This is a genomic window from Pseudomonas fluorescens, assembly GCF_902497855.1.
GTDB classification, from domain to species: Bacteria; Pseudomonadota; Gammaproteobacteria; order Pseudomonadales; family Pseudomonadaceae; genus Aquipseudomonas; species Aquipseudomonas fluorescens_BI.
The window spans coordinates 1-19,605 of sequence record NZ_CABVHU010000024.1 but is presented as its reverse complement, the minus strand read 5'-3'; the positions used below and the strand labels follow the sequence as shown (position 1 = coordinate 19,605).

At 56.0% G+C, this 19,605-nt stretch carries 15 protein-coding genes and 4 tRNA genes; all 19 read right to left on the bottom strand.

The window, feature by feature from the left end; genetic code table 11:
• Positions 1-128 precede the first annotated feature (128 nt).
• Positions 129-1,322 carry an elongation factor Tu gene (tuf, locus tag F8N96_RS31375; protein WP_007896660.1) on the bottom strand — a complete coding sequence of 398 codons (1,194 nt, stop codon included), beginning with the start codon at positions 1,320-1,322 and terminating at the stop codon, positions 129-131.
• 32 nt (positions 1,323-1,354) lie between these two features.
• On the bottom strand, positions 1,355-3,460 hold the full coding sequence (gene fusA / locus F8N96_RS31370) for an elongation factor G (RefSeq protein WP_064680057.1): 2,106 nt from the start codon (positions 3,458-3,460) through the stop codon (positions 1,355-1,357).
• Positions 3,461-3,490: 30 nt separating this feature from the next.
• Positions 3,491-3,961, bottom strand: coding sequence for a 30S ribosomal protein S7 (gene rpsG, locus F8N96_RS31365; protein ID WP_002555493.1), 471 nt, complete (start codon positions 3,959-3,961; stop codon positions 3,491-3,493).
• A gap of 118 nt (positions 3,962-4,079) precedes the next feature.
• Positions 4,080-4,451: a 30S ribosomal protein S12 gene (rpsL, locus tag F8N96_RS31360; protein WP_002555494.1), complete on the bottom strand. Its 372-nt coding sequence runs from the start codon at positions 4,449-4,451 to the stop codon at positions 4,080-4,082.
• 216 nt (positions 4,452-4,667) lie between these two features.
• Positions 4,668-8,867, bottom strand: coding sequence for a DNA-directed RNA polymerase subunit beta' (rpoC, locus tag F8N96_RS31355; protein ID WP_150801098.1), 4,200 nt, complete (start codon positions 8,865-8,867; stop codon positions 4,668-4,670).
• 64 nt (positions 8,868-8,931) lie between these two features.
• Positions 8,932-13,005, bottom strand: a complete 4,074-nt coding sequence (rpoB, locus tag F8N96_RS31350; protein WP_150801097.1) for a DNA-directed RNA polymerase subunit beta — start codon at positions 13,003-13,005, stop codon at positions 8,932-8,934.
• A gap of 219 nt (positions 13,006-13,224) precedes the next feature.
• Positions 13,225-13,590, bottom strand: a complete 366-nt coding sequence (rplL, locus tag F8N96_RS31345) for a 50S ribosomal protein L7/L12 (RefSeq protein WP_150801096.1) — start codon at positions 13,588-13,590, stop codon at positions 13,225-13,227.
• Positions 13,591-13,670: 80 nt separating this feature from the next.
• On the bottom strand, positions 13,671-14,171 hold the full coding sequence (rplJ, locus tag F8N96_RS31340; RefSeq protein WP_008145489.1) for a 50S ribosomal protein L10: 501 nt from the start codon (positions 14,169-14,171) through the stop codon (positions 13,671-13,673).
• A 198-nt stretch (positions 14,172-14,369) separates the two neighbouring features.
• Positions 14,370-15,065: a 50S ribosomal protein L1 gene (gene rplA, locus F8N96_RS31335; protein ID WP_007896626.1), complete on the bottom strand. Its 696-nt coding sequence runs from the start codon at positions 15,063-15,065 to the stop codon at positions 14,370-14,372.
• The gene (gene rplK / locus F8N96_RS31330) at positions 15,065-15,496 is read right to left on the bottom strand and encodes a 50S ribosomal protein L11 (protein WP_003210097.1); all 432 of its coding nucleotides are present in this window, start codon (positions 15,494-15,496) and stop codon (positions 15,065-15,067) included. Before rplK ends, rplA begins: the two co-directional genes overlap by 1 nt.
• A 117-nt stretch (positions 15,497-15,613) precedes the next feature.
• On the bottom strand, positions 15,614-16,147 hold the full coding sequence (nusG, locus tag F8N96_RS31325; RefSeq protein WP_007896622.1) for a transcription termination/antitermination protein NusG: 534 nt from the start codon (positions 16,145-16,147) through the stop codon (positions 15,614-15,616).
• A gap of 9 nt (positions 16,148-16,156) precedes the next feature.
• On the bottom strand, positions 16,157-16,525 hold the full coding sequence (gene secE, locus F8N96_RS31320) for a preprotein translocase subunit SecE (protein WP_064680062.1): 369 nt from the start codon (positions 16,523-16,525) through the stop codon (positions 16,157-16,159).
• A gap of 45 nt (positions 16,526-16,570) precedes the next feature.
• A tRNA-Trp gene (locus F8N96_RS31315) sits at positions 16,571-16,646 on the bottom strand.
• A gap of 172 nt (positions 16,647-16,818) precedes the next feature.
• A tRNA-Thr gene (locus F8N96_RS31310) sits at positions 16,819-16,894 on the bottom strand.
• 26 nt (positions 16,895-16,920) lie between these two features.
• Positions 16,921-16,994: transfer RNA gene (locus tag F8N96_RS31305), tRNA-Gly, on the bottom strand.
• A 23-nt stretch (positions 16,995-17,017) separates the two neighbouring features.
• Positions 17,018-17,102, bottom strand: a tRNA-Tyr gene (locus F8N96_RS31300).
• 142 nt (positions 17,103-17,244) lie between these two features.
• Complete coding sequence (locus tag F8N96_RS31295; protein ID WP_150801095.1) at positions 17,245-17,685, bottom strand: hypothetical protein; 441 nt, start codon at positions 17,683-17,685, stop codon at positions 17,245-17,247.
• A gap of 7 nt (positions 17,686-17,692) precedes the next feature.
• Positions 17,693-18,442, bottom strand: coding sequence for a pantothenate kinase (locus F8N96_RS31290; RefSeq protein WP_150801094.1), 750 nt, complete (start codon positions 18,440-18,442; stop codon positions 17,693-17,695).
• The gene (birA, locus tag F8N96_RS31285; protein ID WP_150801093.1) at positions 18,432-19,391 is read right to left on the bottom strand and encodes a bifunctional biotin--[acetyl-CoA-carboxylase] ligase/biotin operon repressor BirA; all 960 of its coding nucleotides are present in this window, start codon (positions 19,389-19,391) and stop codon (positions 18,432-18,434) included. The genes F8N96_RS31290 and birA overlap by 11 nt, the downstream gene beginning before the upstream one ends.
• Positions 19,392-19,605 lie beyond the last annotated feature (214 nt).

Below are 19,605 nucleotides of genomic sequence, written 5' to 3'. Positions count from 1 at the left end.
GAGCGCAATACGCCCGTTAAAAGGAGGCGCAATTCTATAGACGCCCCATATGGGTGTCAACCCAATAAAAAAGCCCCCCGCTGAGCGGGGGGCTTTTTCAACTCATCGAAGCTTACTCAAAAAAGAGCTTACTCGATGATTTTGGCTACGACGCCAGCGCCGACGGTACGACCGCCTTCACGGATAGCGAAACGCAGACCGTCTTCCATTGCGATGGTCTTGATCAGGGTGACAACCATTTTGATGTTGTCGCCTGGCATTACCATTTCAACGCCTTCCGGCAGTTCGCAGTTACCAGTCACGTCAGTAGTACGGAAGTAGAACTGTGGACGGTAGCCTTTGAAGAACGGAGTGTGACGACCGCCTTCTTCTTTGCTCAGTACGTAGACTTCAGCTTCGAACTTGGTGTGCGGCTTGACCGAACCTGGCTTGACCAGAACCTGACCACGCTCAACGTCGTCACGCTTGGTACCACGCAGCAGAACGCCGCAGTTCTCGCCAGCACGACCTTCGTCGAGCAGCTTACGGAACATTTCAACACCGGTGCAGGTGGTGACGGTAGTGTCACGCAGACCAACGATTTCCAGTGGATCCTGAACCTTGACGATACCGCGCTCGATACGGCCAGTTACAACAGTACCGCGACCGGAGATCGAGAATACGTCTTCGATTGGCATCAGGAACGGCTTGTCGATAACACGGACTGGATCTGGAATGTAGCTGTCCAGAGTCTCAACCAGTTTACGAACGGCAGTGGTGCCCATTTCGTTGTCGTCTTGGCCGTTCAGAGCCATCAGAGCCGAACCGATGATGATCGGAGTGTCGTCACCTGGGAAGTCGTAAGTGCTCAACAGATCGCGCACTTCCATCTCAACCAGTTCCAGCAGCTCTGCGTCGTCAACCATGTCAGCCTTGTTCAGGAAGACAACGATGTACGGAACGCCAACCTGACGGGACAGCAGGATGTGCTCACGGGTTTGTGGCATCGGACCATCAGCGGCCGAGCAAACCAGGATAGCGCCGTCCATCTGAGCAGCACCGGTGATCATGTTCTTCACATAGTCAGCGTGACCTGGGCAGTCAACGTGAGCGTAGTGACGGATCAGCGAGTTGTATTCAACGTGCGCGGTGTTGATGGTGATACCACGAGCCTTTTCTTCCGGAGCGCTGTCGATCTTGTCGAAAGCAACAACGGCCGAACCGAAAACTTCGGAGCAGACGCGAGTCAGAGCAGCGGTCAGCGTGGTTTTACCGTGGTCGACGTGACCGATGGTGCCAACGTTGACGTGCGGGAGGGTACGGTCAAATTTTTCTTTAGCCACGACAATTAACTCCTAGCCTAAAGGGGGCTGAATCAGCCTTGTTTTTTGGTAACAGTTTCGACGATGTGCGACGGAGCTGTATTGTATTTTTTGAATTCCATAGAGTAGCTTGCGCGACCTTGGGACATGGAACGGACGTCGGTCGCATAACCGAACATCTCACCCAACGGAACTTCGGCACGAATTACTTTGCCGGAGACCGTGTCTTCCATACCCAGGATCATGCCGCGACGACGGTTAAGGTCGCCCATCACGTCACCCATATAGTCTTCAGGTGTAACAACCTCTACCGCCATGATTGGCTCAAGCAACTCACCACCGCCCTTCTGGGCCAGTTGCTTGGTTGCCATGGAAGCAGCCACCTTGAACGCCATCTCGTTGGAGTCGACGTCGTGGTAGGAACCATCAAACACGGTAGCCTTCAGGCCGATCAGCGGATAGCCGGCGACAACGCCGTTCTTCATCTGCTCTTCGATACCCTTCTGGATAGCCGGGATGTATTCCTTAGGAACCACACCACCCACTACTTCGTTCACGAATTGCAGACCTTCCTGACCTTCGTCAGCAGGAGCAAAGCGAATCCAGCAGTGACCGAACTGGCCACGACCGCCGGACTGGCGAACGAACTTGCCTTCAATTTCGCAGTTCTTCGTGATGCGCTCACGGTACGAAACTTGAGGCTTACCGATGTTGGCTTCGACGTTGAACTCACGGCGCATCCGGTCAACCAGGATGTCCAGGTGCAACTCGCCCATGCCGGAGATGATCGTTTGACCAGTCTCTTCGTCGGTTTTAACGCGGAAAGATGGATCTTCCTGAGCAAGCTTGCCCAGAGCGATACCCATTTTTTCCTGGTCGTCCTTGGTCTTAGGCTCTACGGCAACCGAAATAACCGGCTCCGGGAAGTCCATGCGAACCAGGATGATTGGCTTGTCAGCGTTGCACAAAGTCTCACCAGTGGTGACGTCCTTCATGCCGATCAAGGCCGCGATGTCGCCAGCGCGTACTTCCTTGATTTCTTCACGGGCGTTTGCGTGCATTTGCACCATACGACCCACGCGCTCTTTCTTGCCTTTAACCGAGTTGATCACGCCGTCGCCGGAGGCCAACACGCCCGAGTAAACGCGGACGAAGGTCAAGGTACCCACGAATGGGTCGGTAGCGATCTTGAACGCCAGCGCCGAGAACGGCTCGCTGTCGTCTGCGTGACGCTCCATTTCCTTGGTCTCGTCATCCGGGTCGGTACCCTTGATGGCAGGAATGTCGGTAGGAGCAGGCAGGTAGTCGATCACGGCGTCGAGAACCAGGGGAACGCCCTTGTTCTTGAAGGAAGAACCGCAAACAGCCAGGACGATCTCACCAGCGATAGTACGCTGACGCAGAGCGGCCTTGATTTCCGCGTTGGTGAGTTCTTCACCTTCGAGGTACTTGTTCATCAGCTCTTCGCTGGCTTCGGCCGCAGCCTCAACCATGTTGCCGCGCCATTCGTCAGCCAGTTCCTGCAGTTCAGCAGGGATAGGCTTGCGAACTGGAACCATGCCTTTGTCAGCGTCATTCCAGTAAACAGCTTCCATGGCCAACAGATCGATCTGACCCTGGAAGTTGTCTTCGGAACCGATAGCCAACTGGATTGGCACCGGGGTGTGACCCAGACGCTGCTTGATCTGACCGATCACGCGCAGGAAGTTGGCACCAGCACGGTCCATCTTGTTTACGTAAACAAGACGTGGAACGCCGTACTTGTTGGCTTGACGCCATACGGTTTCCGACTGAGGCTCAACACCCGAGGTGCCGCAGAACACAACGACCGCGCCGTCGAGAACACGCAGGGAACGTTCAACTTCAATAGTGAAGTCAACGTGGCCCGGGGTGTCGATGACGTTGAAGCGGTATTGGTCCTTGTGCTGCTTCTCGGAACCCTGCCAGAAGGCGGTGATGGCAGCAGAAGTAATGGTAATACCACGCTCCTGCTCCTGCACCATCCAGTCTGTGGTCGCGGCGCCGTCATGCACCTCGCCCATTTTGTGACTTTTGCCAGTGTAAAAAAGGACGCGCTCGGTGGTGGTGGTTTTACCAGCATCCACGTGAGCAACGATACCAATGTTACGGTAGCGGTTAATCGGTGTAGTACGAGCCATAAAGCCCTCGCAAAATTAGTGACGCTAAAATTAGAAGCGGTAGTGCGAGAAAGCCTTGTTGGCTTCAGCCATACGGTGCACGTCTTCACGCTTCTTAACTGCAGCACCTTTGCCTTCGGCAGCGTCCAGCAGTTCGCCAGCCAAACGCAGAGCCATAGACTTCTCGCCGCGCTTGCGAGCGAAGTCTACCAACCAGCGCATTGCCAGAGCGTTACGACGGGACGGACGAACTTCAACCGGAACCTGGTAAGTAGCACCGCCTACACGGCGCGACTTTACTTCGACCAGCGGAGCGATGGCGTCGAGAGCTTTCTCGAAGATTTCCAGGGGGTCGCTGTTCTTGCGTTCTTTAACTTTTTCCAGCGCGCCATAAACGATACGCTCGGCAACGGCTTTCTTGCCGCTTTCCATCACGTGGTTCATGAACTTGGCCAGGATCTGGCTGCCGTATTTTGGATCGTCAAGCACTTCGCGCTTGGCTGCTACGCGTCTTCTTGGCATGGATAAGCCCTCAAACGGTCTTCAGGTTCGCTCGGAATCGGTGCCCTTTCGGGACGCCTCCGACCTTACTCTTATCGACTCAGAAAAATAGAAAATCGTTTTTTACAAAAAGCCACTACTACTTAGGCTTCTTGGTACCGTACTTCGAACGACCCTGGTTACGACCTTTAACGCCGGAAGTATCCAGAGAACCGCGTACGGTGTGGTAACGAACACCTGGCAAGTCTTTTACACGACCGCCGCGGATCAGTACCACGCTGTGCTCTTGCAGGTTGTGGCCTTCACCGCCGATGTACGAGGAAACCTCGAAACCGTTGGTCAGGCGCACACGGCATACTTTACGCAGTGCCGAGTTAGGTTTTTTCGGCGTGGTGGTATACACACGGGTGCATACGCCACGACGTTGCGGGCAGTTCTGCAGCGCAGGCACGTCGGATTTCTCGACGATACGCTTACGCGGCTGACGTACCAGCTGGTTGATAGTTGCCATCTACTAGCTCCACTGTTGTCTTGCGACGCTATTGTCTTGCAAGAAAAGCAAAATGGCAGGAACGAGTTCCCGCCAAATTTAGGGGTACAAGAGTCTAAAGAGGATCTTGCCCCCAGTCAAGGCAAGGCCCCGACCTCCCCGCTCATCCAACCTCGACAAATTGTCTCGATTCGATGAACGGAGCGACCAGGGCCTTACGCTCATTTACCGCAGAACTCAGTTACCGCTCGAGTTCAGCGCTTCGGTCAGTGCAGCTTCCACTTCACTGGCGCTTACGCGCAACGGTTTGTCAGCATCACGGCGGCGCTTGCGCTCGCTGTGGTAAGCCAGACCGGTACCGGCCGGGATCAGACGACCCACGACCACGTTTTCTTTCAGGCCGCGCAGGTAATCGCGCTTGCCGGTTACCGCCGCTTCGGTCAGTACGCGGGTGGTTTCCTGGAAGGAAGCCGCCGAGATGAACGATTCGGTGGACAACGACGCCTTGGTGATACCCAGCAGTACGCGAGTGAACTTGGAAACGAATTTCTCGTCGCCAGCCAGACGCTCGTTCTCTACCAGAACGTGAGTCAATTCCATCTGGTCGCCCTTGATGAAACTGGAATCGCCGGATTCAGCGATTTCAACTTTACGCAGCATCTGACGCAGGATGGTCTCGATGTGCTTGTCGTTGATCTTCACGCCTTGCAGACGGTAAACGTCCTGGATCTCGTTCACGATGTACTTGGCCAGCGCACTCACACCCAGCAGACGCAGGATGTCGTGTGGATCGCTCGGGCCGTCGGAGATAACTTCGCCGCGGTTTACCTGTTCGCCTTCGAAGACGTTCAGGTGACGCCACTTCGGAATCAGCTCTTCGTACGGATCGCTACCGTCGTTCGGGGTAATGACCAGACGGCGCTTGCCCTTGGTCTCTTTACCGAACGCGATGGTGCCGCTGACTTCAGCCAGAATCGAGGCTTCTTTCGGACGACGGGCTTCGAACAAGTCGGCAACACGCGGCAGACCACCGGTGATGTCACGGGTTTTCGAAGTCTCTTGCGGGATACGAGCGATAACATCACCGATCGCAATCTTCGCACCGTCCGCTACACCGACCAGGGCGTTGGCTGGCAAGAAGTACTGAGCGATAACGTCAGTGCCTGGCAGCAACAGATCCTTGCCGTTGTCATCAACCATCTTCACAGCAGGACGGATATCTTTACCGGCGGCTGGACGGTCTTTGGCGTCGAGTACTTCAATGTTGGTCATACCGGTCAATTCGTCAGTCTGACGCTTGATCGTGATGCCTTCTTCCATGCCCACGTAGGTCACGGTACCTTTCATTTCGGTAACGATTGGGTGAGTGTGCGGATCCCACTTGGCCACGATTGCGCCAGCGTCGACCTTGTCACCCTCTTTAACCGAAATCACGGCACCGTACGGCAGCTTGTAACGCTCGCGCTCACGACCGAAGTCGTCAGCGATTGCCAGCTCACCGGAACGGGACACCGCAACCAGGCAACCATCCACTCGCTCAACGTGCTTCAGGTTATGCAGACGGACGGTACCGCCATTCTTCACCTGAACGCTGTCGGCTGCGGAGGTCCGGCTTGCCGCACCACCGATGTGGAACGTACGCATGGTCAGCTGGGTACCCGGCTCACCGATGGACTGGGCAGCGATAACGCCGACCGCTTCACCGATGTTCACCTGGTGACCACGAGCCAGGTCACGGCCGTAGCACTTGGCGCAAATGCCGTAGCGGGTTTCGCAGCTGATCGGCGAACGCACGATCACTTCGTCGATGCTGTTCAGCTCGATGAACTCGACCCACTTCTCGTCTACCAGCGTGCCGCCAGGAACGATAACTTCCTCGGTGCCCGGCTTGAATACGTCACGGGCAATGACACGACCCAATACGCGCTCACCCAACGGCTCGACAACGTCACCGCCTTCAATGTGCGGGGTCATTACCAGGCCATGTTCGGTGCCGCAATCGATCTCGGTCACAACCAGATCCTGCGCCACGTCTACCAGACGACGAGTCAGGTAACCGGAGTTCGCAGTTTTCAACGCGGTATCCGCCAAACCTTTACGAGCACCGTGAGTGGAGATGAAGTACTGAAGTACGCTCAAACCTTCACGGAAGTTCGCAGTAATCGGCGTTTCGATGATGGAACCGTCCGGCTTGGCCATCAGGCCACGCATACCGGCGAGCTGACGGATCTGCGCAGCAGAACCCCGTGCGCCCGAGTCGGCCATCATGTACATCGAGTTGAAGGATTCCTGGTCGACTTCGACGCCATGACGGTCGATGACTTTCTCTTTCGAGAGGTTGGCCATCATCGCCTTGGAAACTTCGTCGTTCGCCTTGGACCAAAGGTCGATCACTTTGTTGTACTTCTCGCCCTGAGTTACCAGGCCGGAGGCGTACTGACTTTCGATCTCTTTCACTTCGTCGGTAGCAGCACCGATGATGCGGGCTTTTTCATCCGGGATAACGAAGTCGTTAACACCGATGGAAACGCCGGAAATGGTCGAATAGGCAAAACCGGTGTACATCAACTGGTCAGCGAAGATCACGGTCTCTTTCAAACCAACCACGCGGTAGCACTGGTTGATCAGCTTGGAGATCGCTTTTTTCTTCATCGGCTGGTTGACGACGTCGTACGACAGGCCAGGTGGAACAACCTGGAACAACAGCGCACGGCCGACAGTGGTGTCGACGATACGGGTGTTCTTGACGCTGCCACCATCACGATCGTTGACGGTTTCGTTGATCCGCACTTTGACCTTGGCGTGCAGTGCGGCTTCGCCGGCACGGAACACACGGTCAACTTCTTGCAGATCCGCGAACACACGACCTTCGCCCTTGGCGTTGATCGCTTCACGAGTCATGTAGTACAGACCCAATACAACGTCCTGCGACGGAACGATGATTGGCTCACCGTTGGCTGGCGACAGAATGTTGTTGGTCGACATCATCAACGCACGCGCTTCGAGCTGGGCTTCCAGCGTCAGCGGTACGTGCACGGCCATTTGGTCGCCGTCGAAGTCGGCGTTGTACGCAGCACAGACCAGCGGGTGCAGCTGGATAGCCTTACCTTCGATCAGTACCGGTTCAAACGCCTGGATACCCAGACGGTGAAGGGTCGGTGCACGGTTGAGGAGAACCGGGTGTTCACGGATCACTTCAGCGAGAACGTCCCAAACCTCTGGCAGCTCGCGCTCGACCATCTTCTTGGCAGCTTTGATGGTGGTAGCAAGACCACGCATTTCCAGCTTGCCGAAAATGAACGGCTTGAACAGCTCGAGAGCCATTTTCTTCGGCAGACCGCACTGGTGCAGACGCAGGGTCGGACCTACGGTAATTACCGAACGACCGGAGTAGTCAACACGCTTACCGAGCAAGTTCTGACGGAAACGACCTTGTTTACCCTTGATCATGTCAGCCAGGGATTTCAGAGGACGCTTGTTCGAACCGGTGATAGCGCGGCCACGACGACCGTTGTCGAGCAGTGCGTCGACAGCTTCCTGCAACATACGCTTTTCGTTGCGCACGATGATGTCCGGAGCGGACAGATCCAGCAGGCGCTTCAAGCGGTTGTTACGGTTGATCACTCGACGATACAGATCGTTGAGGTCGGAAGTCGCGAAGCGACCGCCATCGAGCGGGACCAGTGGACGCAGATCTGGCGGCAGAACCGGCAGAACGGTCAGCACCATCCATTCTGGAAGGTTGCCGGAACCCTGGAAGGCTTCCATCAACTTCAGACGCTTGGACAGCTTCTTGATCTTGGTTTCGGAGTTGGTTTGCGGAATTTCTTCGCGCAGACGGCCAATCTCGTGTTCCAGGTCGATAGCGTGCAGCAGTTCACGGACAGCTTCGGCACCCATGCGGGCATCGAAATCGTCGCCGAACTCTTCCAGCGCTTCGAAGTACTGCTCGTCGTTGAGCAGCTGACCTTTTTCAAGGGTGGTCATGCCTGGATCGATAACGACGTAGCTCTCGAAGTAGAGAACGCGTTCGATATCACGCAGGGTCATGTCCATCAGCAAGCCGATACGCGACGGCAGCGATTTCAGGAACCAGATGTGGGCAACCGGCGAGGCCAGTTCGATGTGCGCCATGCGCTCACGACGAACCTTGGCCAGCGCGACTTCAACGCCGCACTTCTCGCAGATCACACCACGGTGCTTCAAGCGCTTGTACTTACCGCACAGGCACTCGTAATCCTTTACCGGGCCAAAGATCTTGGCGCAGAACAGGCCGTCACGCTCAGGTTTGAACGTACGGTAGTTGATGGTTTCCGGCTTTTTAACTTCACCGAACGACCATGAGCGGATCATCTCAGGCGAGGCCAATCCGATACGGATGGCGTCGAACTCTTCGACTTGACCCTGGTTTTTCAGCAAATTCAGTAGGTCTTTCAAGGCCTTTCCTCCTGGCGGAGCAGAGAGCGGGCAATCCTGCCCCGCTCTCGATTCGCGTCACGTGTTATTCGGTTTCCAGATCGATATCGATGCCGAGGGAACGAATTTCCTTGATCAACACGTTGAAGGACTCGGGCATGCCCGGCTCCATACGGTGATCGCCATCCACGATGTTTTTGTACATCTTGGTACGGCCGTTCACATCGTCCGACTTCACTGTGAGCATTTCTTGCAGAGTGTAAGCAGCACCGTATGCTTCCAGTGCCCAGACCTCCATCTCCCCGAAACGCTGACCACCGAACTGCGCCTTACCACCCAGCGGCTGCTGGGTAACCAGGCTGTACGAACCGGTAGAACGCGCGTGCATCTTGTCGTCTACCAAGTGGTTCAGCTTCAGCATGTACATGTAGCCAACAGTCACCGGGCGCTCGAACTTGTTGCCGGTACGGCCGTCGGTCAGCTGCATCTGGCCGCTTTCTGGCAGGTCCGCCAGTTTCAGCATGGCCTTGATTTCGCTTTCCTTGGCACCGTCGAATACTGGAGTGGCCATTGGAACGCCGCCACGCAGGTTCTTCGCCAGATCCAGGATTTCCTGGTCGGAGAAGCTGTCCAGATCTTCGTTGCGACCGCCGATCTCGTTGTAGATCTCGTGCAGGAACTTGCGCAGATCGGCAACTTTACGCTGCTCTTCGATCATGCGGTTGATCTTCTCGCCCAGGCCTTTGGCCGCGAGGCCCAGGTGGGTTTCAAGGATCTGACCAACGTTCATACGCGAAGGTACGCCCAACGGGTTGAGGACGACGTCGACCGGGGTGCCATTGGCATCGTGCGGCATGTCTTCAACCGGCATGATCACGGAGACCACACCTTTGTTACCGTGACGACCGGCCATCTTGTCGCCCGGCTGGATGCGGCGACGGATTGCCAGGTAAACCTTGACGATTTTCAGCACGCCTGGAGCCAGGTCATCGCCCTGCTGCAGTTTGCGCTTCTTGTCTTCGAACTTGTCGTCCAGCAGACGACGACGATCAACGATGTAGGCCTGGGCCTTCTCGAGCTGCTCGTTCAGAGCATCTTCAGCCATGCGCAGTTTGAACCACTGGCCATGCTCAAGACCGTCGAGCACTTCGTCGGTGATGTCCTGACCTTTCTTCAGGCCGGCGCCGCCTTCGGCTTTGTGGCCGACCAGAGCGGAACGCAGACGTTCGAAGGTCGCGCCTTCAACGATACGGAACTCTTCGTTCAGATCCTTGCGGATCTCGTCGAGCTGAGTCTTCTCGATCGACAGTGCACGAGCATCACGCTCAACGCCGTCGCGGGTGAAGACCTGTACGTCGATGACAGTACCCTTGGTGCCGGTAGGCACGCGCAGGGAGGTGTCTTTAACGTCGCTGGCTTTTTCACCGAAGATGGCACGCAGCAGTTTTTCTTCCGGAGTCAGCTGGGTCTCGCCTTTCGGAGTGACCTTGCCAACCAGGATGTCGCCTGCGCCTACTTCGGCACCTACGTAAACGATACCGGCTTCGTCCAGCTTGTTCAGTGCCGCTTCACCCACGTTCGGGATGTCGGCAGTGATTTCCTCTGGCCCAAGCTTGGTGTCACGTGCCACACAGGTCAGTTCCTGGATGTGGATCGTGGTGAAGCGGTCTTCCTGAACCACACGCTCGGACAGGCAGATGGAGTCTTCGAAGTTGAAGCCGTTCCATGCCATGAACGCGATGCGCATGTTCTGACCCAGTGCCAGTTCACCCATGTCGGTGGACGGACCGTCGGCCATGATGTCGCTGCGCTGAACCCGATCACCTTTACGCACCAGCGGACGCTGGTTGATGCAGGTGTTCTGGTTGGAGCGGGTGTATTTGGTCAGGTTGTAGATGTCGACACCGGCTTCACCGGTTTCAACTTCGTCATCGGCAACACGAACCACGATACGGCTGGCGTCGACGGAATCGATCACGCCGCCACGACGAGCCACGACGCAAACGCCGGAGTCACGGGCTACGTTACGCTCCATGCCGGTACCGACCAGCGGCTTGTCAGCGCGCAGGGTTGGTACAGCTTGACGCTGCATGTTCGAACCCATCAACGCACGGTTGGCGTCGTCGTGCTCGAGGAACGGGATCAGCGACGCTGCAACCGAAACTACCTGCTTCGGCGATACGTCCATCAAGGTGACATCTTCCGGCGCCTTGACGGTGAACTCGTTCAAGTGACGAACAGCTACCAGCTCGTCGATCAGGACTTTCTTGTCGTTCATCGTGGCCGAAGCCTGAGCGATCACGTGATCAGCTTCTTCGATGGCGGACAGGAACACGATCTCGTCGGTGACCAGAGCGTCTTTCACCACACGGTACGGGCTCTCGAGGAAGCCGTACTGGTTGGTGCGCGCATAGGCGGCCAGGGAGTTGATCAGACCGATGTTCGGACCTTCCGGCGTTTCAATCGGGCATACACGACCGTAGTGAGTCGGGTGTACGTCACGCACTTCAAAGCCGGCACGCTCACGAGTCAAACCGCCAGGGCCGAGTGCAGACACACGACGCTTGTGGGTAATCTCGGACAGCGGGTTGTTCTGGTCCATGAACTGGGACAGCTGGCTGGAACCGAAGAACTCTTTCACCGCCGCAGCCACTGGCTTGGCGTTGATCAGGTCTTGCGGCATCAGGCCTTCGCTTTCAGCCATCGACAGACGCTCTTTGACCGCACGCTCAACACGTACCAGGCCAACGCGGAACTGGTTCTCGGCCATTTCGCCTACACAGCGAACACGACGGTTACCCAGGTGGTCGATGTCATCGACGATGCCTTTACCGTTACGGATGTCGACCAGAGTCTTCAGCACCGCGACGATGTCTTCCTTGCACAACACGCCCGAACCTTCGATCTCGGTACGACCGATACGACGGTTGAACTTCATCCGGCCGACCGCAGACAGGTCATAGCGCTCAGGGCTGAAGAACAGGTTGTTGAACAGGGTCTCGGCAGCGTCTTTGGTTGGCGGCTCGCCTGGACGCATCATGCGATAGATCTCGACCAGCGCTTCCAATTGGTTGCTGGTGGAGTCGATCTTCAGGGTGTCGGAGACGAACGGACCGCAGTCGATATCGTTGGTGTACAGAGTTTCGATGCGAACAACCTGGGCCTTGGCGATTTTTGCCAGGATCTCGGTGTTCAGCTCGGTGTTGCACTCTGCCAGGATTTCGCCGGTTGCCGGATGCACGATGGCCTTGGCGGTAGTGCGACCCAGGACGTAGTCCAGAGGCACTTCCAGGGTCTTGAGACCGGCTTTTTCGATCTGGTTGATGTGGCGCGCAGTAATACGGCGACCAGCCTCAACGATGACCTTGCCCTTCTCGTCCTGAATATCAAGAACAGCGATTTCACCACGCAGACGCGAAGCAATCAGCTCCAGACTGAGGGTTTCGCCGCTCAGGTGGAAGACGTTGGTGGTGTAGAACGCGTCGAGCACTTCTTCGGTGGTGTAACCGAGCGCACGCAGCAATACCGATGCAGGCAGCTTGCGACGACGGTCGATACGCACGAACACGCAGTCTTTCGGGTCGAACTCGAAGTCCAGCCACGAACCGCGGTAAGGAATGATGCGCGCGGAGTACAGCAGTTTGCCGGAGCTGTGCGTCTTGCCACGGTCGTGGTCGAAGAACACGCCCGGGGAACGGTGCAGCTGGGAAACGATTACTCGCTCGGTACCGTTGATTACGAAGGTACCGTTTTCAGTCATCAGGGGGATTTCACCCATGTAGACTTCTTGCTCTTTGATGTCCTTGATCGCTTTGTTCGACGATTCTTTGTCGAAAATGATCAGGCGCACTTTTACCCGCAAAGGTACGGCGTAAGTCACACCGCGCAATACGCATTCTTTGACATCAAATGCCGGTTCGCCCAGGCGATAACCGACGTACTCCAGCGCAGCATTGCCGGAGTAGCTGATGATCGGGAAAACGGATTTGAAGGCCGCATGCAGGCCCACGTCGCGGAACTTATCTTTGGTCGCTCCCGCCTGCAAGAATTCACGATACGAATCCAGCTGGATTGCCAGGAGATACGGCACATCCATGACGTCCGGCAACTTGCTAAAGTCCTTGCGGATACGTTTTTTCTCAGTATATGAGTAAGCCATCAGCGTTCCCCAGCTTGGTCACCTGCTTGTTTGGCCCCTCCCGACGGGAGCAGCCAGAAAATCGTGCAAACCCCATGGTTTGCGCCACCGCATCGGGTGGTTACAGCTCGTTACCAGCACCGACCCAGTCGGCTGCCAATAACGGAAAAAGGCCGGTGGCAAGAGCCACCAGCCATCAGCCTTCGCTTAGCGCTCGGGCTGGAGACGCAAGGTCGATGCTTACTTCAGCTCGACTTTAGCGCCTGCTTCTTCCAGAGTTTTGGCGGCTTTGTCAGCTGCGTCTTTCGAAACAGCTTCCAGAACCATGCCAGGAGCGCCGTCAACTACAGCCTTGGCTTCTTTCAGGCCCAGACCGGTCAGTTCACGTACTGCCTTGATCACGTTAACTTTCTTCTCGCCAGCTTCCAGCAGCATGACGTTGAATTCAGTTTGTTCTTCAACAACGGCAGCAACAGCAGCAGGACCAGCGGAAGCAGCGGCAGCAGAAACGCCGAACTTCTCTTCCATGGCCTTGATCAGCTCAACGATTTCCAGAACGGATTTTTCGCCGATTGCTTCGATGATTTGCTCGTTAGTCAGAGACATGACTATAAATTCCTGTATTGGGGTGACAGCCTACGCGGCCATCGAAATAAACAAAAAACGCTGAAAGGAGTCGCTCAGCCTTAGGCTGCAGCGGCCTCTTTCTGGTCGCGAAGAGCCGCCAGAGTACGAGCCAATTTGCTGGTTGCGCCTTGAATCACGCTCATCAGCTGAGAAATTGCTTCGTCACGGGTCGGCAGGCTTGCCAGTACGTCGATCTGATTAGCTGCGAGGAACTTGCCCTCGAACGCAGCTGCCTTGATCTCGAACTTGTCCTGACCTTTTGCGAACTCTTTGAAAATACGGGCAGCAGCGCCCGGATGATCTTTGGAGAATGCAATCAAGGTCGGGCCGGTGAACACGTCGTTGAGCACGTCATATTGAGTGCCAGCAACGGCGCGCTTGAGCAGGGTGTTACGTACAACACGTACGTAAACGCCAGCTTCACGAGCCTCTTTACGGAGTCCGGTCATAGCGCCTACTGTTACGCCACGGGCATCAGCCACGACAGCGGACAGAGCAACTTGGGCAGCCTTGTTGACTTCAGCGACGATGGCCTTCTTGTCTTCAAGTTTAATTGCCACGGGAAAAACTCCTGCTTGTTACCGTTTCATCCAACCGAAGCCGGATGTCGTTTTGGTGTCTGATTCGGTAAGGAACCGGGAGCACCATCTGCGTAGGCTTGAGGTTTAAGACTTGCGTCGCCTACGGTCTTGGATAGCCCCCGCCAGGCAGGGACCCCAATCTTTCAATTGGCGCAATCGCTTGCGCCAATCTGTGTCTTACGCGTCGAGCGAACCTTGGTCGATGACCAGGCCTGGACCCATGGTGGTGCTCAGGGTAACGCGCTTGACGTAAATACCTTTCGAGGAAGCCGGCTTGATACGCTTCAGATCAGCGATCAGGGCTTCAACGTTTTCCTTCAGCTTGACGGCATCGAAGCCGACTTTGCCAACGGAGGTGTGGATGATGCCGTTCTTGTCGGTGCGATAACGAACCTGACCAGCCTTGGCGTTTTTAACCGCGGTAGCTACGTCTGGGGTTACGGTGCCGACTTTAGGGTTAGGCATCAGGCCGCGTGGACCGAGGATCTGACCCAACTGGCCTACAACGCGCATGGCATCCGGGGATGCGATCACTACGTCATAGTTCAGGTCGCCGCCTTTCATTTCGGCAGCCAGATCGTCCATACCTACACGGTCAGCGCCGGCAGCCAGAGCGGCCTCGGCAGCTGGACCCTGGGTGAACACAGCAACGCGAACGGTCTTGCCAGTGCCGTGTGGCAGCACAGTAGCGCTACGAACGACCTGGTCGGATTTACGCGGGTCAACACCCAGGTTTACAGCAACGTCGAACGACTCGCTGAACTTGACGGTCGACAGCTCAGCCAGCAGGGCAGCAGCGTCTACAAAATTGTAGGACTTGCCTGCTTCGATTTTGCCGGCGATAGCCTTTTGACGCTTGGTCAGCTTAGCCATTACACACCCTCCACGTTAAGGCCCATGCTACGAGCAGAACCGGCGATAGTACGCACGGCTGCATCCATATCAGCTGCAGTCAGATCCGCGTTTTTGGTTTTCGCGATTTCTTCCAGCTGAGCACGGGTCACGGTGCCAACCTTAACGGTGTTCGGACGAGCGGAACCGCTGGTCAGACCGGCCGCCTTCTTCAGCAGAACCGAAGCAGGAGTGGATTTGGTTTCGAACGTGAAGCTACGGTCGCTGTAGACAGTGATGATCACTGGAGTCGGCAGGCCTGGCTCAATACCCTGAGTACGGGCGTTGAAAGCCTTGCAGAATTCCATGATGTTCACGCCGTGCTGACCCAGGGCAGGACCAACAGGTGGGCTTGGGTTAGCCTGAGCGGCCTTCACTTGCAGCTTGATGTAAGCGGTAATTTTCTTGGCCATGAGGCACTCCAATTACGGGTTCAAACGCCTCGAAAGGCTCCCCGGTTACTTGCGCGTTTATCCCAGTGACGACAAAACCCCACAGCCTGAGGCTGCGGGGTTGGGATGCTTGCTCAGCTAGACTTTTTCGACCTGGCTGAACTCAAGCTCTACCGGAGTAGAGCGTCCGAAAATAAGCACTGCCACTTGGATCCGGCTCTTTTCGTAGTTAACTTCTTCAACCGTGCCGGTAAAATCGGCGAACGGTCCGTCATTGACCCGCACCGACTCACCTGGCTCGAACAACGTCTTCGGCTTCGGCTTGTCGCTACCGTCAGCAACGCGACGCAGAATCGCTTCTGCCTCTTTGTCTGTGATCGGCGCAGGCTTATCAGCGGTACCGCCAATGAAACCCATCACCCGAGGTGTATCCTTGACCAAGTGCCAAGTACCCTCGTTCATGTCCATCTGGACCAGCACATAACCTGGGAAGAACTTGCGCTCGCTTTTGCGTTTCTGGCCATTACGCATTTCAACCACTTCTTCAGTGGGAACCAGAATTTCGCCAAAGCCATCTTCCATGCCAGCCAGCTTTACGCGCTCTACCAACGAGCGCATGACATGCTTCTCGTAACCGGAGTAAGCATGCACAACGTACCAACGCTTAGCCACGGGACACCCTTAGCCGACAATCAAGGAAACAAGCCAGCCGAGCAGGGAATCAAGCCCCCACAACAGCAACGCCATAACCAGGACAACAGCCACAACGATCAACGTGGTCTGCGTGGTTTCTTGGCGAGTTGGCCATACGACTTTACGAATCTCGGTGCGAGCTTCCTTCACCAGTACAAAGAAAGACTTGCCCTTGGCTGTCTGCAGGCCTACAAAGGCAGCTACAGCAGCAATGACAAGCAAAGCAAGTACGCGGTACAGGATCGGCGAAGCAGAGTAGTACTGATTGCCAACAACGCCAACAACCACCAAAGCAGCTACTGCTAGCCACTTGAGCAGATCGAAGCGAGAGCCTTGAGCTTCAGCTTTAGGAGTCATCTATGAAGATCCTGTGAAAAGAAAGCCAAACCCACCAAGTGAATCTGGCAGGTCAGGAGGGAATCGAACCCCCAACCTACGGTTTTGGAGACCGTCGCTCTGCCAATTGAGCTACTGACCTAAAACAAAATCAGGCCGACCATTATGCCGGCCCGAAGAAGACTTTACAACAATTTACTCGGCGACCCTGGCTGTGGCGTCCGCCCTGACGGCACGACCGCCACCGCGAACAACCAACGACAACCTGGACCACTTAAAACAAAGGCAGATATTTTCATATCTGCCTTGTTATATGGAGCTCTTGAGCGGATTTGAACCGCTGACCTCACCCTTACCAAGGGTGTGCTCTACCAACTGAGCTACAAGAGCGTAACACCGTGCAAAACCTGCAAACTTGGAGCGGGTAGCGGGAATCGAACCCGCATCATCAGCTTGGAAGGCTGAGGTTCTACCACTAAACTATACCCGCGAGGCTTGCAGCTCTCGCTAAAATGGTGGAGGGGGAAGGATTCGAACCTTCGAAGTCGTAGACGTCAGATTTACAGTCTGATCCCTTTGGCCGCTCGGGAACCCCTCCTAAGCGAGCCGGCATTCTATACTACGCCGGCCTTCTGTCAAGCATTTTCTCATTAAAAACCTGAGGTTAGCTGCGTTGACTTCGCTTCGTAGCGTTAACCGTTAAAGGTGTTCACTGCGGAGCGGGCGCCATTCTATGCAAACTATTGAGCGGGTGCAACCCCCTCACAGGGCATTATTTTATGTTTTAACTCATTGAATTCTCTGGAAAGGTTTTTCAGCTGCGAATCATCCAGCCAACGCCGGCTTTCGGGCGCCACACGCACCCAGTAACCAGCAGATTCGGCGTAATCCTTGGGCAATGACTGGAATTTGACCTCCATGCCACTCAATCGCCGCTCGACCGCCTGAGCGGCCTCCTGACGCGCAAAACCACCCAGATAAAGGCAACCATCATCCGCCCGGGGCGATTTGTTTTTATCTCGCGCCGCGTCAGTCGCCTCACTCAACAGGCGGATATCCTGCTGCGAACCTCGATACAAGCTCAACGGAGTTACATCTTTCGCACGCAGAGGCGCCTCTTGTTGATGCCAGATGTAATAGAACACATTGAGAACGAGTAGCAGCAGGAACAACCAACGCATAAAAACCTCAGGACAAGGGACATGCCATAGCCAAGCCTACGAACACCAGGTCTGGAACCACCCTGGCTTCAGGCACGATCCCGGAAACCAGGTCTGCATCCCCCCCAGTGAGGAACACAGTAAAATCATCCCCCCAGTAGCTGCGCGCCATCTCCAGCTGGGTCAGGACAAAGCCCCTGAGCATCAGCGAGCATCCTCGCTCCACCGCCTCGACGGTGGTACGACCCGGCACGAGACTTTCCAGGGCGCGCTCAGCGGCGAGATCCCCGTAACGGATTCTACGCGTATGGGTCCGCAGCTGATTGCGCATCAGCGGCATTCCCGGGCAGATGAATCCGCCGAGATGCTCCCCGTCGCCGGCAATGAAGTCGGCAGTGACCGCGGTACCGAAATCGAGCACCAGGCAGGCACCCGAGGCCAGGTGAAACCCGCCGAGCATCGCCAGCCAACGATCGAGCCCCAGCCGTTCGAATTCCTCATACCCGTTGCGAACACCGGACATTTCACGAGCCGGCGCGGCACAGACCACCGACACTCCGAAAGCTTGCGTCAGCAGCGCAATCAACGCCTGGGTTTCTTCAGGGGTCCTGACACTGACCAACCGGCAAAACCTGAGAGCGAGCCCCTTGAGCGCCTTCAAGCTCTCCAGCAAAGCGAGGTCCGAATCAACGACGCCCTCACCCACCACCCGACGCACATCTGCTTCGAGCACCCGCCACTTGATGAAACTGTTTCCACAGTCGAGCTCAAGAATCATCACGCAACCTCAGACTGAGCTCACCGCCACTAAAGACTTTTTCCACACCATCCACCTTCAAGCGCAAGGCACCCTGGCTATCAATACCCAGCACTTCGCCATCTATTTGATTAACGCCAGCAATCAGCGACACAGCGCGCCCCTGCCACAGATTATTTTGCTCCCACTCCGCCTGGATAGCTGAAAATCCGCCGACCTGATGACGACTCAAATAGGCCTGGAGCCTCTCCCCCAAGGCCGCAACGAGCTGATTGCGATCAAACACCTTGCCCGACTCAAGACGCATAGACGTCCACTGCTGATCAACCTCATCGGTCATCTGCATGTTCACATTAATCCCGACACCCAGGACCACGTGACAGACATCAGCAGGATCCCCCACCAACTCGAGCAGTATCCCTGCGATCTTTTTTTGCCCTACCAGAACATCATTGGGCCACTTCAGCCCCGCTGCCGAAATGCCAAGCTCTCGCAAGGCCTGCATTACCGCAAGCCCGACGACCAGGCTCAAGCCCTCCAGCTGCCGCATTCCCCCCTCGATACGCAACACCAGGCTGTAATAGATGTTTTCCGCAAAAGGGCTGGCCCATTTTCGCCCTCGTCGCCCTCGCCCGGCAGTCTGCCGCTCGGCAAGCACCAGGAATGGCGCAGCCTGGCCGCGCTCGATGGCGCGCAAGGCTTCGGCGTTGGTGGAGTCGATTGAGTCGAAGACCAGAACAGGCCAGTCACAAGAAGGGGCCAGCTCTCTGATGCCGAGAGGATCAAGCAGCGTCAAGGGTGCAGCCAGCTGATACCCGCGCCCGCGCACCTTGTGAATGGACAAGCCAAGTTCAGCCTCCAGATGCTGAAGCTGCTTCCATACCGCGCTACGACTGATACCCAAGGCAATGCCCAGGGCCTGGCCGGAATGAAACCGACCATCTTTAAGAAGCTCTAACAACGTCAGCATGCAAGTCTCGCCTCACAATGAGGCCCGCATGATAGCCATGCACCGAGCCGTTGCATAGAAAACCCGGGGGTCGGATTTTCCGGCGGACAAAAACAAAACCCCTACCTGCATACGCAGATAGGGGTTTCGGAATTTAATCTTGACGATGACCTACTCTCACATGGGGAAACCCCACACTACCATCGGCGATGCATCGTTTCACTGCTGAGTTCGG